18 protein-coding genes are annotated in these 17013 nt (G+C 45.3%); 13 read left to right on the top strand and 5 right to left on the bottom strand.

Translation table 11 applies throughout. The features are described from left to right. Positions 1–54: 54 nt before the first annotated feature. The 3 genes from LROSL1_RS09620 to LROSL1_RS09610 all read right to left on the bottom strand — a co-directional run bounded on the left by LROSL1_RS09620 (position 55) and on the right by LROSL1_RS09610 (position 1854). Positions 55–540: a GNAT family N-acetyltransferase gene (locus LROSL1_RS09620; RefSeq protein WP_017261010.1), complete on the bottom strand. Its 486-nt coding sequence runs from the start codon at positions 538–540 to the stop codon at positions 55–57. A gap of 33 nt (positions 541–573) precedes the next feature. Then, positions 574–1557, bottom strand: coding sequence for a LacI family DNA-binding transcriptional regulator (locus tag LROSL1_RS09615; RefSeq protein ID WP_178914440.1), 984 nt, complete (start codon positions 1555–1557; stop codon positions 574–576). A gap of 90 nt (positions 1558–1647) precedes the next feature. Beyond that, positions 1648–1854, bottom strand: coding sequence for a hypothetical protein (locus tag LROSL1_RS09610; protein WP_152323453.1), 207 nt, complete (start codon positions 1852–1854; stop codon positions 1648–1650). Between the two features lie 138 nt (positions 1855–1992). Between LROSL1_RS09610 and LROSL1_RS09605 the strand changes: the two genes are divergently transcribed. From LROSL1_RS09605 to LROSL1_RS09565, 9 genes are all read left to right on the top strand, one after another. After that, the gene (locus LROSL1_RS09605; protein WP_225440579.1) at positions 1993–3264 is read left to right on the top strand and encodes a betaine/proline/choline family ABC transporter ATP-binding protein; all 1272 of its coding nucleotides are present in this window, start codon (positions 1993–1995) and stop codon (positions 3262–3264) included. A 2-nt stretch (positions 3265–3266) separates the two neighbouring features. Beyond that, positions 3267–3911: an ABC transporter permease gene (locus LROSL1_RS09600; protein ID WP_026017058.1), complete on the top strand. Its 645-nt coding sequence runs from the start codon at positions 3267–3269 to the stop codon at positions 3909–3911. Beyond that, positions 3911–4849 (top strand): osmoprotectant ABC transporter substrate-binding protein, encoded by a 939-nt coding sequence (locus LROSL1_RS09595; protein ID WP_017261015.1) that lies wholly within the window; start codon positions 3911–3913, stop codon positions 4847–4849. Before LROSL1_RS09600 ends, LROSL1_RS09595 begins: the two co-directional genes overlap by 1 nt. A gap of 1 nt (position 4850) precedes the next feature. Next, the gene (locus LROSL1_RS09590) at positions 4851–5531 is read left to right on the top strand and encodes an ABC transporter permease (protein ID WP_178914438.1); all 681 of its coding nucleotides are present in this window, start codon (positions 4851–4853) and stop codon (positions 5529–5531) included. Positions 5532–6152: 621 nt separating this feature from the next. Further along, on the top strand, positions 6153–7160 hold the full coding sequence (locus tag LROSL1_RS09585; protein WP_017261017.1) for a serine hydrolase domain-containing protein: 1008 nt from the start codon (positions 6153–6155) through the stop codon (positions 7158–7160). A gap of 91 nt (positions 7161–7251) precedes the next feature. Beyond that, entirely contained in the window at positions 7252–8217 is a 966-nt protein-coding gene (manA, locus tag LROSL1_RS09580) for a mannose-6-phosphate isomerase, class I (RefSeq protein WP_017261018.1), read from the top strand. Positions 8218–8557: 340 nt separating this feature from the next. Next, a complete protein-coding gene (locus LROSL1_RS09575) occupies positions 8558–8974 on the top strand; it encodes a hypothetical protein (protein ID WP_178914437.1) in 417 nt (138 codons plus the stop codon). Between the two features lie 15 nt (positions 8975–8989). Then, entirely contained in the window at positions 8990–10348 is a 1359-nt protein-coding gene (locus LROSL1_RS09570) for an amino acid permease (RefSeq protein WP_178914436.1), read from the top strand. 48 nt (positions 10349–10396) lie between these two features. After that, positions 10397–10981, top strand: a complete 585-nt coding sequence (locus LROSL1_RS09565; protein WP_017261021.1) for a hypothetical protein — start codon at positions 10397–10399, stop codon at positions 10979–10981. Between the two features lie 109 nt (positions 10982–11090). Here LROSL1_RS09565 and LROSL1_RS09560 read toward each other — a convergent pair whose 3' ends face one another. Together LROSL1_RS09560 and LROSL1_RS09555 are read right to left on the bottom strand one after the other, a co-directional pair. Continuing rightward, positions 11091–11798, bottom strand: coding sequence for a type 1 glutamine amidotransferase (locus LROSL1_RS09560; protein WP_017261022.1), 708 nt, complete (start codon positions 11796–11798; stop codon positions 11091–11093). Then, on the bottom strand, positions 11798–13159 hold the full coding sequence (locus LROSL1_RS09555; protein WP_017261023.1) for a Mur ligase family protein: 1362 nt from the start codon (positions 13157–13159) through the stop codon (positions 11798–11800). Before LROSL1_RS09555 ends, LROSL1_RS09560 begins: the two co-directional genes overlap by 1 nt. Before the next feature lie 214 nt (positions 13160–13373). On the opposite strand from LROSL1_RS09555, the gene LROSL1_RS09550 reads away from it, so the two are divergent. The 4 genes from LROSL1_RS09550 to LROSL1_RS09535 are packed head-to-tail and all read left to right on the top strand — an operon-like array spanning position 13374 to position 16962. Further along, positions 13374–13949, top strand: a complete 576-nt coding sequence (locus tag LROSL1_RS09550) for a thymidine kinase (RefSeq protein WP_017261024.1) — start codon at positions 13374–13376, stop codon at positions 13947–13949. Between the two features lie 34 nt (positions 13950–13983). After that, positions 13984–15066: a peptide chain release factor 1 gene (gene prfA / locus LROSL1_RS09545; protein WP_017261025.1), complete on the top strand. Its 1083-nt coding sequence runs from the start codon at positions 13984–13986 to the stop codon at positions 15064–15066. Continuing rightward, positions 15059–15904, top strand: a complete 846-nt coding sequence (gene prmC / locus LROSL1_RS09540; RefSeq protein WP_178914435.1) for a peptide chain release factor N(5)-glutamine methyltransferase — start codon at positions 15059–15061, stop codon at positions 15902–15904. Before prfA ends, prmC begins: the two co-directional genes overlap by 8 nt. A 32-nt stretch (positions 15905–15936) precedes the next feature. Beyond that, positions 15937–16962, top strand: coding sequence for an L-threonylcarbamoyladenylate synthase (locus tag LROSL1_RS09535; protein ID WP_178914434.1), 1026 nt, complete (start codon positions 15937–15939; stop codon positions 16960–16962). The last annotated feature ends 51 nt before the right edge of the window (positions 16963–17013 follow it).

The following is a 17013-nucleotide window of genomic DNA, read 5'->3' as shown; positions in this document are numbered from 1 at the left end:
CTCACTCAAGAGTGAGGAGAACGCGTGCTTTTACTTACTACAGGACCTATTTAATTAGTGATGATCCGAATCTGTGTTTAAGATTAATTGCATTTCTACAAATGGATACTGACCACCATTTGTGGCTTGCCAGTGACGTTTTACTGGCATAAAGCCTAAGTTACGATAGCATGTTTGGGCGCGAATATTGAATTCAGCAACATCAAAAATAACAGTTTCTGGATGATAGTGTGTGTTAACAAAAGCTAAAATTAATTGGACAAATTGTTGACCTTTTCCTTGGTCCGTCAATGATGGTTTCATTCCGAGACCAACTTCAACGATTGATGGTTGATCAGTTGGCTCTACCATGAAAAAACCAGTTAACTGTCCTTCTGCAACTACCTGAAAGTAGTGATTCGCCCGTAATTTAGGGGAAAGTATCTCTTCGTAGTCTTCGGGGTCTGACGACATATCGTAAAAGTTGTATATGCCGTCATAATGCCAAGTATTCGCAATTAGCTCAGCGTTATTTTGAGTCAATGGGGCAATTGTGGTCATGGTCTATAGCGTCCTTCTGTTGGCTGTTGAGTACTAAAAATTTTGGTGCAGCGTGACTGGTAAGCGTTGGGTCGTAATTGGTGCAGTCGGGGTCGCAATTCGATTAAGCAAAGTTGTCACAGCGGCGTGACCAATCGCGTATGTCGACTGTTGGACGGCAACCAGGTCGACATCGAGGTAATCAAACCAGCTGAGGTAGTCAAATGTGCCTAATTTAAAGGCGTCTAGCTTTCCCTGTTGCTTGAGCAATTTCATGACTTGGCTGAGGATAACACTGTCGGCAACTATCAGACTATCGATTTTTTCCTGTTGTAGGAGTTCGTTGAGCGCTTTAGCGGTGGCAGCGGGCGTATAGTCCGTTTGACGGGTGAGGTTACGTTTGGCTGGCAAACCGTTGTCTGTGAGCGCTTGTTGGTAGCCGTTGAGACGTTCGATTGCTGAAAAAGCGACCTGACTACCAATAAAACCAATCCGTTTGCTACCGGCATCAATCAAGCGTTGGGTCAGATCACGGGCAGCTGCCGGATTATCCGTCAACACGGCGTCATAGTGATGAATGCTGTCTGCGTTGGGCACCCGGTCCACGAAAACAGTGGGCGTGGTTTGCGTTAATTTATCGTAATTATCAATCCCACCAGTACTGGCAATAATTAAGCCGTCGACCATCTGACCAGTCAGTGCATTTAAAAAACGCGTTTCTTTAGCGGCTTGTTCGTCCGTGTTAAACAACACCATGCGTTTGCCGGACAAAGCTAGTTCATCACCGATACCACGAAGAAGTTCAGTGAAGTAAGGATTAAGAATGTTGCTGACAATGATGCCAATTGTGTCTGTTTGTTGGTTACGAATACTTTGCGCTAACGTGTTTGGCTGAAAGTTCATGTCTTCTGCAATTTGATGAATTCGTGCCCGCGTGGCAGGTGTCACGCGAGGACTATCCCTCAGAGCGCGAGAAACCGTCGACGGTGCCATCCCGACGCGTTTAGCAACATCTGCTAACGTTACGTGTTTTGCCATGTTAACTTCCTCCATTTGCAACATCAAGTGCCTATCATTGTGAATGATTAAACTAATTTTAGCATATCCATTTACTTGTAATAAGACGAATTAGTGGCGGAATAACAACTGCCATTCCAGCCACAGCCATAGGCCAAACAAGACCAGTATGTAAAGGGCGCACGCCCAGAAAGCAACGATAATAAAAGTGTTGATAACAAACATTCGGACAACCAACAACCCTAAGGCCAGAACAGAGGCAATGACCAACCGTCGTTGAATGGCGTCGAGGTGCTGACGAAGCTCTTGTTGAGACAAACTGACCAATCCTTCCTCTTTTCTTGCATTTTACACGCTGAACACGTTAGGGTGGTAGGTAACATCAATTAATTAATGAATTTAGGCAAGTAAATTTTTAAAACTAGAGAAAAAGGGTGAATAACCGTGTTCTTATCGATGAGCCACTTAAACAAGACATACTCCGGTAATAAGGTTGCCGTTGAAGATTTCAACCTGGAAATTGAAAAAGGCGAGTTTATCTGTTTTATCGGGACCTCTGGCTCCGGCAAAACAACGACCATGCGAATGATCAACCGGATGCTGAACCAAACTTCTGGCACAATCCAAATTGAGGGTCAGGACATTTCCAAGATGAATCCGGTCCAATTGCGACGCCGAATTGGCTATGTGATTCAAAATATTGGTTTGTTACCGCATATGACGATTCGTGACAACATCACGTTGGTGCCTCGCTTATTGAAGTGGTCTGAGGACAAACGTAATCAACGGGCTAAGGAAATGATCGAGATGGTGGAACTACCAGACAGCTTCCTAGATCGTTATCCAGCCGAATTATCTGGTGGGCAGCAACAAAGAATTGGTGTGGCCCGTGCATTAGCGGCTGATCAAGACATTATTCTAATGGATGAAGCCTTCAGCGCACTGGACCCCGTAACGCGTGAAATGTTACAGGACCTTGTAAAAAATCTGCAGCAAAAGTCTGGTAAGACCTTTGTGTTTGTTACGCATGACATGGACGAGGCGTTGAAGTTAGCAACGCGCATTGTTGTGATGTCTCACGGGAAAATGGTTCAAGTGGCAACGCCGGAAGAAATCTTGCGTCACCCAGCTAATGATTTCGTTGAAGAATTGATTGGTCGTGACCGGCTTATTCAGGCTAAGCCGAGTATCACCACTGTTGGACAGGTGATGTTAAAAACGCCGGTTGCGATGGTTTCATCGGCCACTTTGGTGCAGGCATTGAAACTAATGCATGATCGGCGAGTTGATACGCTACTGGTGACGGATAAAGAGAATCATTTGCGTGGCTTCGTTGATATTGAGACCCTAAATGACAACTACTCACCAACCAAACAGTTGGGGGATATTTTTAACGAACGCATTTTCTATGTAAATGAGAATGCGGTAATTCGTGATACCGTGGATCGTATCTTGAAGCACGGTTATAAAAACGTGCCAGTTGTGGACGACGATGGCAAGCTGGTCGGTATCGTGACGCGTGCCGCGTTGGTGGACATCGTGTACGACGCATTGTTTGTCGATGATAAGTTGGATAGTACAGGCAATGACGATCAGGAGACGACGGGGATGACTCAACCGAGCGCTGAAAGTGCCACGAGTCAAACAGCTGAGTCTTCTCAAAGCCAGCAAACCGGGGCACACGCCACAGGTACAGCAACGTCCGATGAGACAAAGGTGGGTGATTAATGATGATCACCTTCTTACAAAACTTTGGTGGCCAATTAATCTTCAAAACGTGGCAGCACCTGTATATTTCAGGAATTTCCTTGTTTCTTGGCGTAATCGTGGCGATTCCGCTTGGCGTTTTGTTGACACGATTTAAAAAGATTGCCGGGATTGTTATTGGGTTAGCCAGTGTCTTACAAACGGTGCCAGCGATGGCCCTACTAGCATTGATGATTCCACTGTTTGGCATTGGTGCTAAACCCGCTATTATTGCGTTGTTTATCTATTCATTGTTACCGATTTTAAGAAATACGTATTTGGGATTAGAAGATGTGAATCCCAGCGTCCTAGACGCCGCTAAAGGGATGGGCATGAGCCAACTTGAGTCCATTCGAATGGTTGAGTTACCGCTGGCAGCACCGGTGATTATGGCCGGTGTCCGTTTGTCAGGCACTTACGTCATTGCGTGGGCAACGTTAGCTTCCTATATCGGGGCAGGCGGCCTTGGGGACTTTATTTTCAACGGTTTGAACTTGTACCGGGGTGACTTGATTCTTGGTGGTTCAATTCCCGTTATTATTTTGGCGCTAGTTGTGGATTATTTGTTGGGTCTGCTAGAAAAGGCTCTGACACCGCGAGTTATCGGCGATGAGGGGGGTCAAAACTAATGCGACATTTACAACGAAAAGTTTGGTCATTAGTCATTGTTGCGCTAGCCGGTGTGATGCTTTTGAGTGGCTGTGGTTTTCCTGGGCTCAACAACTCGTCAACAGGAACTGTTCGGATTGCTTCCATGTCGACGACGGAATCACAGATTATGGCAGAAATGTTAAAGGATCTGATTGAGCATGACACGAATTATAAAGCAACGATCGTTTCCAATTTAGGTTCAGGTAATGTTACCTTCAACGCGCAGAAACGTAATGATGCGGATTTATCTGCGGTGCGTTATACCGGGACAGACTTGGAGTCAATCATGGGCAAAAAGATTGACCGTTCTCGTACGCAGGCGCAAACGGATGCTTACGTTCATCAATACTTTAAAAAACATTATCACATGACTTACTTTCCCAGCTATGGATTTGCGGATACTTATGCGTGGATGGTGACGAAGGATTACGCCAAAAAGAATCATGTGAATACAGTTAGCGACTTAAAATCACATGCGAGTCAGATGAAAGTAGGGATTGATCCGATTTGGGAGAACCGTCATGGTGATGGTTATGCTGATTTTAAACGGACTTATGGTTTTTCATTTGGTGATTTGTATCCCATGCAAATTGGCTTGGTTTATGAAGCACTGTCACAAGGCCGGATGGACGCCGTGTTAGGCTATTCTACCGATGGACGAATTAAGAGTTATAACTTAAAGGTTTTAAAAGACAATAAGAATTTCTTCCCGCCTTATAACTGTAGTGTTGTGGCCAACGATGCTGCCCTAAAGCAGTATCCTCAACTTAAAAAGACACTGCGTAAGCTGAATGGCAAAATCAGTTTGAACACGATGCAAAAGTTGAATTACGAAGTGGATAATAATCTTGAGGAACCTGCGACGGTTGCCAAACGTTATTTGCATCAACATAATTATTTTGAAGGAGGCCGGTAATATGAGTCAGCTAAATATATGGCAACAATTACTGTATTATTTTGAGCATAATGGCTTATATGTTTTGAGTCAGTTTAACCGACACTTCCTTATTTCAATCTATGGCGTGTTGTTTGCTGCAATCGTTGGTATTCCGATTGGCATCTTGATTGCCCGTAATCGTCATTTGAGTGGCTGGGTAATCGGAATTGCCAATGTTATTCAAACGATTCCATCTCTAGCAATGTTGTCAGTGTTAATGCTTGGCCTTGGTCTTGGCGTGAATACCGTTATCGTGACAGTGTTTCTGTATGCGTTATTGCCAATTATTAAAAACACATATACCGGAATGCTAAACGTCAATGCAGATGTACTTGATGCCGGCAAGGGGATGGGAATGACCCGTCTTGAAGTGTTGCGTTACATTGAGTTGCCATTGTCATTGTCAGTTATCATGGCCGGCATTCGGAATGCGTTAGTGTTAGCAATCGGGATTACTGCCATTGGATCGTTTGTTGGCGCTGGTGGTCTGGGTGATATCATCATCAGAGGGACAAATGCCACAAATGGTGGTGCAATCATTTTAGCGGGCGCGTTACCAACCGCCTTAATGGCCATTGTTTCCGATGCAGTGTTGGGTTGGCTACAAAAGTTATTTGATCCTTCGGCACGTCGCAATCATGCGCGGGGTGCAGAAGAGTAGACAGTATTCGTAACCTCAATAATTAGGCGCGCCACTACTTTAATGAGCGTGGATTACGCTTACGGTTGTCAACATTGATACACTCGCCGTGGGACCGGTTCGAGCCCGAAGTTCGCGGTCTTTCACCTCGCCGTAAAGCCTCGTGAAAAGCCGAGTCTTCACGACAGTCCGCTGTGTAAATTCGAGAGAGCCATTCGAATTAACACAACTTTCAAGGCTCGGTATCAATGTTGACGCCCTCCAGTTAACAAAGTGACAGGTTTGCGTGCAAAATATGTAAAACGCAAATTGTAGAATTTTTAACTTTTGTAGTAGTGGAGCTGATTGGAAACAGAGTTCCGTGTCGGCAACACTTGGCGGCGAGAGTTTGGCCGCTTAGTGTTGCGGGATGACTTATGAGACGTGGTTTGGCGGCTCATAATCAAGGGAAAAACCGCGTTTTGTGCGGGTTGAACCCGGTCCCATGGAACGGCGTTTCCGGTCAGCGTAACGGCAAAGACATAGCCAAGAACGATTTAGGATTTTCAGCTTATGAGGATTGTTATTTAAATTGAGTGCTAGGCGTTGTTGTTCACTGAAGTAGTTGACGACAGCGCCTTTTATTGAAAAAGGTGACAGTAAATGCGTGATTATAGACAAACGCAGCGTGTAATTCAGGACTTGTTGGATGACCAGATTGTACCCGGAGTCAGTTACGCGTTGATCGATGGCTCAGAAGTGTGCCAAAAGGTGAAGGGTGACGCACAGTGGTGGCCGGAACATGAGCCATTAAAAACGGGAATGTTGTACGACTTAGCATCATTGACTAAGGTAGTCGGGACCACGACGGCATTATTACAATTAGTGGAGCAGGGTCAGCTTAGTGTTGATGACAAACTATCCCAGTTTGTTCCTGAATGGCATGATGCACGCGTTTCATTACGGGATCTACTGACGCATACGTCGGCGATTGCGGGGTACATTCCACATCGTAATGAACTGCCTGCTAAACAGCTTAAACAAGCGTTGTTACAGTTACCAGTTGGTGACACGTTTGAACAGCGCGACCATTATACTGACATTGGCCTGATTTTTATCGGCTATGTGTTGGAAGCCGTTTATCAGCAACCGGTGCAACAAATTATTAATGAACACGTTTTGAAACCACTTAAAATGAGTGCGGCAACATTTACACCGGATTCGTCAAACAGCGTGCCAACGGAATTGACTCAACAGGGTCTAATTCGCGGGCGTGTTCATGATCCAAAAGCCGCTATTTTAGGCAAACATTGCGGTTCCGCTGGGTTGTTTGCTTCACTAGCTGATATGACAACTTTTGCACAGTGGTTTTTAAGTGATCGTGACGACGTCTTGACTGTCAAGACGCGTGACTTGTTACGGACAGATCAAACACCAACACATGATTTGGGCCGTTCATTAGGGTGGAATTTATTAGCGAGTTCAGATAACACACATTTAGTCAGTTTTCACACCGGTTTTACGGGCACCATCATCATTCTGGATCGGGTCACGAAACAGGGGCTAGTGTTATTGACAAATCGGGTGCACCCTAGCCAAAAAAATCATCGCTTTATTGAGTGGCGTCCCTCGCTATACCGGACCTTTTTAGATGAAGTTGCTGGTGGTTAAAATAACAACCGACACACTGTGCTAAACTGAAAGAAGTGTATAGCCCAGCTGTGGGTTAAATCCAAATTAATTACAATTAGGGGTGCGTTTGATGACTGAACCAATGTTTATGATTCCAGTGTTCCATGAAAAAATTTGGGGTGGCACTGGTCTTCACGACCGCTTTAACTATGATATTCCAACGGATCACACCGGTGAAGCGTGGGCCATTTCCGCCCATCCACATGGTCCTGCAACGGTCGTAAATGGTGAATTCAAAGGTGAATCATTGGACACGATTTGGGCTCAGCATCGCGAAGTGTTTGGCAATGCCAAGGGTGATGTGTTCCCATTATTGACAAAAATTTTGGATGCCCACGAGGATCTGTCGGTGCAAGTTCACCCAGACGATGCTTACGCGGAAGAACATGAGCATGAACTTGGTAAGACTGAGTGTTGGTACGTGATTGCCGCAGAACCAGGTGCCAAACTTTATTACGGGCACCATGCGCAAACTCGTGAACAACTCGCTGATTGGATCAATAATGACCAATGGGACAAATTGTTTCGGACCGTACCGGTGAAGGCCGGCGATTTCTTCTATGTTCCCAGCGGCACGATCCATGCGCTTGGCGCGGGGATCATGGTGCTTGAAACACAGCAGAGTTCAGATACAACATACCGTGTTTACGATTGGGACCGGACGGATGCTAAGGGTCGCAAACGGCCGTTACACAAACAGCAAAGTATCGATGTAACCACGGTACCGCATGTTGATCCCAAGCTTGATGTTACAAAAACAACAGTTGGTAAAGCCACAATCACAAAGTTTGTCGCTTCTGAATTTTTTGCGGTTTATGAATGGCGGACAAACGGTGGGGAAGCCCACTTTAGTCGTGGCAAGGCGCCTTACACTTTGGCATCTGTACTTGATGGTCGTGGTGAATTGATTGTCCCTGGTGAACAGCCATACACCTTAGTTAAGGGAATGCACTTCATTATTCCGTTTGGCATCAAGGAATGGACCGTTAAAGGTGACGTACAAATCATCGCCAGCGAACCCGGCGCTAAGGCTTAGCGTCACAATCGCTGTCACTGAAGCAGCATTAATTGAACAGTTAAGAAGTCAACCAGACCTGTTACTAACATGTAACAGGTCTTTTTGTGTACCCATCAATCAGACGTAAAAGCTAATTTTGCCAAGTAAACATATTCGAAAAACGGTGGTTTTGGTGATTAGCGACGTGGATTAAATTAAATCAACAGAACTTACCAATTAAAATAAGGAAATTAATGTTTGCAGCAAAAAGGTAGTTATCATTGTTGGCTGTCATTTTTGAAAATGGGTAGGCTACACAGTGAATCTGATATTTGCTTGGATTCAGTGAGACTGACAAAGAGACAGGAAGGTGACAATTATGCCAAGTTCGGCACTTAATCAACTTATGATGATGTATGAACGAATGAAACAACTCGTAGAACACGACACACTGACAGATGACGTTGCAGCTCAATATCAGCATCAACTTGCCGGTGTTGTGTTTGATGACGGCGTGGCACCTGCCGAACAACAATTCCTGAAGGGACTACAGAATAATATTTCCGCGATGTTGGCTGCTGCCGGTCATCACAGTATTTTTCTGACGATCATTAATGATAATGGCTCTTTTTCGCCGTTTGAAATTAATGTTGCGAATATGATTCATCTGCGTGAGACGGACTTAGATTTATATAATCGATTGCAGGACGATGCGTTTATTTATCAAACGCAGCATTTGGACGGACCAGCGGCATTAGCTTTGTTCCAGCAGGCACCATGGGCGGCAGGCTCATAATAAGGGGGCATCTGTATGGCACAACAACAACTGGCACGTAATCTGCGCAATCGTCAAATTCAGTTAATTGCGATTGGTGGCACCATTGGCACTGGCCTGTTTTTAGGATCTGGCCGTGCTATTCATCTGGCAGGACCGTCAATTCTCCTGAGTTATATGTTAACGGGGGTAGTCACGTTTATCATCATGCGTGCGCTAGGCGAAGTACTTCTTTCTGATGAACGATTTAATTCGTTTGTCGATTTTATTCGCCAGTATTTAGGGGAAACGGCTGGCTTTATCGCAGGGTGGACATACTGGCTGTGTTGGCTAGTGACAGCGATGGTCGAACTGACTGCTGTCGGTCTTTACTTTCGGTTCTGGTGGCCTTCACTACCCCAATGGTTACCAGGGCTCATATTGTTGCTGGTTTTACTAGGGTTGAACCTAATCACAGTTCGTTTGTTCGGTGAAACGGAATTTTGGTTTGCCCTGATTAAGGTGGCAGCCATCATTTTATTGATTATCATTGGCACGGTCATGATTGTCATGCACGTTAGAACGGCTAACGGGTTCGTTGGTTTGCAGAATCTAGTCAGTCATGGTGGTCTGATGCCAAACGGATGGGGTGGTTTTGTGACTGCGTTGCCAATGGTTGTCTTCAGTTTCGCCGGGATTGAATTGATCGGCCTCACCGCCGCCGAAACGAAAGATCCCCGGAAAATTCTCCCCAAGGCAATCAACGAACTGCCAGTAAGGATAATTTTGTTTTACGTTGGTGCGTTATTTATTATCATGACGATTATTCCGTGGACGGTGGCCAACGCGAATCAAAGTCCGTTTGTGCAGGTATTTGCCGCTGCTAGAATACCGGCAGCAGCCAGCATTATCAATTTTGTAGTTATTACTGCGGCAGCATCGGCTTGTAACAGTGCACTATTTTCGACTGGACGCATGCTTTATACCTTGACGAATCGCTATCATGGTCACGGAATTGCTAAGCTCGGTCAATTATCTAAAACACAGGTGCCGGGCAACGCGCTGACGTTTTCAGCAGGCATTATCATGATTGCGCTGATTTTAAATGGCGTCATTCCCAACCAAATCTTTACGATTTTGGCAACGATGTCGACTACTTGTTTCTTGTTTGTTTGGGTCATGATTGTTGTGGCTCATTTACGATACCGGCAGAAGGTAGGTGTCGGTGACGGAGCGTTTTTGACGCCCTTAACACCTGTAAGTGACTATTTCGTACTGGGCTTTTTGGCATTTGTTGTCATTGTGATGTTATTTAATGCGTTAACAATTGTGTCCGTATTTGTGGTCGGTGGTTGGCTGGTTTTGCTGTTTGTCATCAAACGAACAAAGACGGACATTATTCGACGGACCAAATAGCGCGCAACTTAATCAACAATACCGGTTTATGAATGGGAGGAAATCAACATGGCATTTGTTCAATTAAAGGATCATAAATCACGTTACTTATGGATTCCAGACGACTACACTTTGATTTCAACTGAATCGCATGAACGTAACGGCGAACCAATCACAATTGAACGCTATCAAGAGCAGCCAACGTTTTTGTTACATGGTGCACAGGTAACCACTATCTACGCAAACGATGGTCGGGACTTACAAAGTTATCACAACTATACACAGGCGCCAGACCAACCATTGCCGGGCACTCAGGAGGCAGAAAAGTTGGCCGAAGATGTTTGGACCGACACAGATCCAGATTTCGCGCGCGGTTTGTCCTTGCTGGTTGTGGAAAACCAACAACGTTCCTATGTGGACGCTAATGGCGAGGAGCACCAATTCCCAGTTTTGTGGGTCAAGTTTGCTCATGAGAATGGGTCGTATAATTGGGTCACAGTTGCGGGCGGCAACAAGATTGTTGAAGTTGAGCGTAATTCCGAATGGGATTACTTTGGTGGTCGTCGTGCTACAGAAGAGTGGGACAATGACGACTGGGTTCAGGCTCGTAATGGAGAGCGGCCACAGTTGGCAGCGCCACACGCACGAGCATAATTAGTTATCAAAGAGTGTCCTTTGAATTTTGGCTTTAGCGTTACGCAAAAACGACACAACGTGATTTTTCACGCTGTGTCGTTTTTAGTTGTTTGAATTCTAGCAAACGCTAAAACGTTGCTGGAATCACCATGTTTTCCTGTTCGCTAAAATCTTGATCTGGATATTTACGCTTTAATGCGGCGACTAACAGATGCTTGGCAATGTCGCCATTCCGGGTCAGGATGGGACCGTGGAAGTAGGTGCCATAGACATTTTTGTAATGGACGCCTTCAGTGCCATCCGCACCGTTGTTACCAGCACCTTCAGAAACAACTCCTAGTGGCGCTTCATCCTTACCAAGAAATGTCATTCCTTGATGATTTTCAAAACCGTGATAGACTTCGCCGGTTTGTTCATCTTTGATAATCGTATCACCGATAAAACGATGGTCATGCTGATTCTTCGTGTAGTGGCTCATAGACTTAGTTCCAGTAATGCGCTCACCATCCGCGCCAATATAATATTGACCAAGTAGTTGAAAGCCGCCACAAATAGCTAAGGTAGGACCGCCGTCTTCAATAAAGTCGGTAATAGCTGCCGCCTTTGTTGGCAGATCTTTAGCCACGATGGTTTGCTCGAAATCCTGTCCACCGCCGAAGAAAACAATATCAAAATCATTAGGATCAAATGGATCACCGAGACTGACCAATTTTGTCGTTACATCAGCGTCCATTTTTTTTGCGTAATATTGCATTGCTAAAATATTACCGACGTCACCATAGGTATTCATCAGATCGCCGTAAAGATGGGCGATTGTTAAATGATAGTTAGCCATTAAGCACCCATTCCTTCCTTTATCAAACCTTCACTGGCTAATTGTTTACGTAATTGTAGCACGGCCGTATAGGTTGCCAGTACATACACTTTTTTGGTTGGCAGTTCCTTAATTTTGGCAGTGACCTTAGTTAAGTCAGGTTCAATCATCGGTTGATCGATACCTGCCACCTTGAGTCGGAACGTAATGTCTTTATAGCGTTCGCCACCGGTCAAAAATGCCTTTATTTTGGGATTCTCGCCAGTACCAGCAGCACCAAGCTTTTCAAACTCACCATCCCAGATCCAACTAGTATCAATACCGTCAGCATAATTGGCATTGAGTAAGCCGACGAATGAGAAGTCCTCAGGCTCTGTTAAAATCATGTCGATAACTTGGTTCACGCCAACGGGATTCTTAATCAAAATCAAGGTAACGTCCTTATCGCCGACGTGAACGACCTCCTGACGGCCAAAGACACGTTCATCACTGGTGAACGCTTGGCGAATTTGAGCAGGTTCTACATTGAGAAAACGGCCAACAGCGTATGCAGCGAGGGCATTATAGATATTGTATAAACCGCCGATACCAATCTTAAATGATTCACCATCCAAATCAAACGTTGATGCAGTGGGCGTCATGGCCCCCAATTTAGTAACTGCATAGTTAAGCTCTGGACGGTGGAAACCACAATTAGGGCAGAAGTAATCGCCTAAATTACCATAGGTCATAAAATGATAGTGCAAAACGTGCTGACACTTTGGACACAAGATGCCGTCCGTATTCGTCGGTGCCTTCATATCGCCTTTTGGTAGGTGATTGAAGCCGTAGTAAATTTTGGGGTTAGGAAGATCAACTGAGTTAAAGAGTTGAGCGTCACCATTCGCAATGATAGTCGCTTCAGGTGCAAGCCGCACACCATCAATGATTTTTTTGTACGTCGTGTAAATTTCACCGTAACGATCCATTTGATCACGGAAGATGTTGGTGAACACAAACGCAATGGGTTTAATGTAACGCGTTACTTTAATAACGTTTGCTTCATCCACTTCCAAGACGGCCAGTGGGCGTTGACCCCGGGAACGTTTGGCATGAAGAAATGTGCCGACAATACCTTGTTCCATATTTGAACCAGTAGGATTTGTCAAAACATGATCGTATTTTTCACGTAAAACACGGACGGTTAGAGCGGTCGTCAGTGTCTTTCCGTTTGTTCCAGTAATCACGATAACATCATAATTTTGTCCCAAATGTTTCAAAATTTCGGGGTCAATCCGAGCGGCTAGTTTGCCAGGTAATGATGAACCACCGTGCATAAATGTGTGTAAAAACCAGTATGATGTCTTGCCAACTGCTGTGGCAACCCCGCTTCGTAATGACATGAAAAGCTCCTTTAATCTGTAATTAACTTTAGCCAGTTTAGCACATCTCGTCTAAAACCCACGGTCCAATGCTCAGTTTTAATGAATTCACTAACTACTTAACTTGTCGATCAGAGAAAGCAAGTTCAAACATGTTTGGCCGTCGTGCTGTTCAAGTATTGGTCCATTCGGTATAATGGAAAGCGATAAAATTTTTGACAGAGGAAGGCAACGCATGGCACAGTTATTTTTCCGGTTCGGGGCAATGAACTCAGGTAAGACGATTGAAATCTTAAAAGTCGCGCACAATTACGAGGAACAAGGCAAGTCCGTCATTATTATGACAAGTGCCGTGGATACTCGTGATGGTGAAGGTTACGTTTCAAGCCGAATTGGTTTGAAGCGTCCGGCTCACACCATCAAAGCAGATACTAACGTCTTCGAGGCCGTTAATGAAATTGATCCGGAAGCGTCTTGCGTGCTGGTTGATGAAGCTCAATTTTTACAAAAACACCACATTTTGGAGTTAACTAAGGTTGTGGATGAACTGCACATTCCGGTGATGACGTTTGGACTGAAAAATGATTTTCGCAACGAATTGTTTGAGGGATCAAAATATCTGTTACTTTACGCTGACAAGATTGAAGAAATGAAAACGATTTGTTGGTTCTGTGCCAAAAAGGCGATCATGAATCTCCGTTTTCACGATAACAAACCCGTTTATGAGGGTGAACAGGTCCAGATTGGCGGAAATGAAAGTTATTATCCAGTGTGCCGTGAGCATTATTTTAACCCGCCTTTACAGAAGTAAACTGACAGAACGAGCGAAGTAGGAGACAGAAGTTATGGATGAAATGTTTAATAAACTGCAGGCCGTGTCGGACCGCTATGAGGAACTTAATGAACTCATGAGCGACCCTGAGGTCATTGCGGATTCAGATCGCTTTATGAAGCTGTCCAAAGAAGAGGGAAGTATTCGTGAAACGGTTGAAAAGTACCGTCGTTATCGTAAAGTGATGGATGAAATCAGTGACGATAATGATTTGCTTCATGAAAAGCTTGATCCTGACATGGAAGAGCTGACCAAGGAAGAACTAAAAGAGTTGGAAGACGAAAAAGCCCAGTTGGAACAGGAAATCACTGTTTTGATGCTACCTAAGGATCCAAATGATGACAAGAACATCATCATGGAAATTCATGGAGCTGCCGGTGGTGATGAAGCCAGCTTATTTGCCGCGGATTTATTCAATATGTATTCTCGTTATGCTGAAAAGCAAGGCTGGCAAGTAGAAGTCATCGACGAAAATGCGACTGAAGTGGGTGGCTTTAAAGAAATTGTCCTGATGATCACGGGCGATAAAGTTTATTCCAAACTGAAGTTTGAAAACGGCGCGCACCGGGTTCAGCGGGTTCCGGTAACAGAATCTGCTGGTCGTGTGCATACCAGTACCGCGACTGTTGGTGTGATGCCAGAGTACGAAGATGTTGATATCGACTTAGACCCAAAGGACATCCGGACTGATGTGTTCCGTTCATCCGGTGCCGGTGGTCAGCACATTAACAAAACAAGTTCGGCCGTTCGAATGACGCATATTCCGACCGGTGTAGTTGTGTCGATGCAGGATCAACGTTCGCAACAGCAAAACCGTGTCAAGGCGATGGAAATTCTGAAACAGCGTGTGTACGATTACTACGCTTCCCGTGAACAGAGCGAATACGACGAGCAACGTAAGAGCGCTGTGGGAACTGGGGACCGTTCGGAACGAATCCGGACGTACAACTTCCCTCAAAACCGGGTTACGGATCACCGAATCAACTTGACCTTGAACAAATTGGATCGCGTGATGAACGGCGAGTTAGACGAAATTATTGATGCCTTGCTGTTAAACGAACAGGCTGAAAAGATGGATGAGTTAAATCGTGGATAAACCAACTATTTTAGAAGCCCAGCAGTGGGCTTCTTCTTGTTTTGACCAACAGTTAAAAAATAATGATCCAAACTTAGCGGCCAGTATTATGATGGATTTGTTCAATTGGTCGCGAACCCAGTTATTGATGCGTTTAAGAGATGCGCTGACAGTGGCTCAGTGGGACACGTATCAGCAGGCTGTTCGACGGATTGCAAAGGGAGAGCCTGCTCAATATGTGATCGGCAAGACTCAGTTTTATGGACACTCATTTATGGTGACACCTGCCGTATTGATTCCCCGGCAGGAAACTGAGGAACTTGTTGATTGGGTGCTGACTGATCATGATGATGTCGCGAAAAGTGTCTTGGATATTGGCACGGGTAGCGGCGCAGTAGCCATTAGCATGGCATTAGCACGGCCGCAATGGCAGGTAACAGGAACAGACATTAGCGATTCTGCCATTCAGGTTGCAAAGCAAAACGCACAGTCGTTGCGAGCAAACGTTCGTTGGCAGGCTGGCGATTTGTTTCAACCTGTGGCGGATAAGGTGTTCGACCTGATTATTAGCAATCCGCCGTATATCAGTGAAGATGAGCGGCCTTTAATGGATCGAAACGTTTTAGATTATGAACCCCAGCAAGCGTTATTTGCGGATCACCAAGGTTTGGCAATCTATGAGCGGATTGCGCAACAACTGGCCGATCACTTAACAGACCAGGGCGTCGCGTACTTCGAGATTGGCTTTGCCCAAGGCAAGTCGGTCAAACATTTGTTTGAGACAGCTTTACCTGCAGCACATGTGACGTTACGGCAAGATATTACCGGTCATGATCGAATGATTCGTGTTCAACGGTGAACGGGAACATTAGGACAGGAGGATGTAAGGGCATGGAAACGAAACGTTTTTCAAACCAGGAAATTGAAGCTGCTGCTGCGGCATTACGAGATGGGCAGTTGGTTGCATTTCCAACCGAGACTGTTTATGGGTTGGGGGCCGATGCAACAAATGAAACAGCAGTTAAGCAAGTGTATCAAGCAAAGGGGCGGCCAAGTGACAATCCGTTGATTGTTCATGTAGCCGACGTTGAAACGGTGGCCGCATTAACAGAACCACTCTCGGAGGCTGCTAAAAAATTAATGGCAGCTTTTTGGCCAGGTTCGTTGACAATGATTTTTAAGTTGAAGCCAAATGTATTGTCCAAGGCCGTGACGGGTGGCTTGGACACAGCAGCATTTCGTTTTCCAGCTAACAAAACGACGTTGGCATTAATTAAGGCTTTAGGACGGCCAATGGTGGGACCTTCTGCTAACACGTCAGGTAAGCCAAGTCCTACCACGGCTGATCATGTGTTACATGATTTGAGCGGCAAGATTGCTGGTGTCGTTGACGATGGTCCAACCAAGGTTGGGGTCGAATCGACGGTATTAGACATGTCGACTGATCAACCCGCCATTTTGCGCCCAGGAGCAGTCACACCTGAACAAATCGAAGCGGTAATTAAGCAAACTGTTGCGACGGAAGTCCACAAGGTTGGTGCTAAAGAGACACCGAAAGCTCCTGGAATGAAGTACAAACACTACGCGCCAGCCGCCCAGGTTTACATCGTTAACGATGGTGACTGGCAGTCCGCATTAGACTGGGCTGGTCAGCAGCCCGTCCAAATAGGGTTGATGGCGACCAAAGAACGTTTGGCAGGATTGCAATTGCCAACGAACGTAGAAGTATTTGAACTTGGACAAAATGTGACGACCGCTAGTCATTTACTATTTGCGGGATTGCGCCATTTTGACGACGAAGGTGAAATTAAAGATATTCTGGCCGAGGGTTTCCCAGCCAGCGGACTTGGGCTGGCATACATGAACCGTTTAAAAAAGTCTGCTGGTAATGTTTTCTTCACGACGTCACAAATCTGATTGCGTGATAATTTCCGATTAGCGTAAAATGAAGATATGGTTTGAACAATT

Source organism: Furfurilactobacillus rossiae (assembly GCF_013394005.1).
GTDB classification, from domain to species: Bacteria; Bacillota; Bacilli; order Lactobacillales; family Lactobacillaceae; genus Furfurilactobacillus; species Furfurilactobacillus rossiae.
The sequence above is the reverse complement of the archived record's forward strand: the minus strand, read 5'-3'. Positions and strand labels throughout refer to the sequence as shown.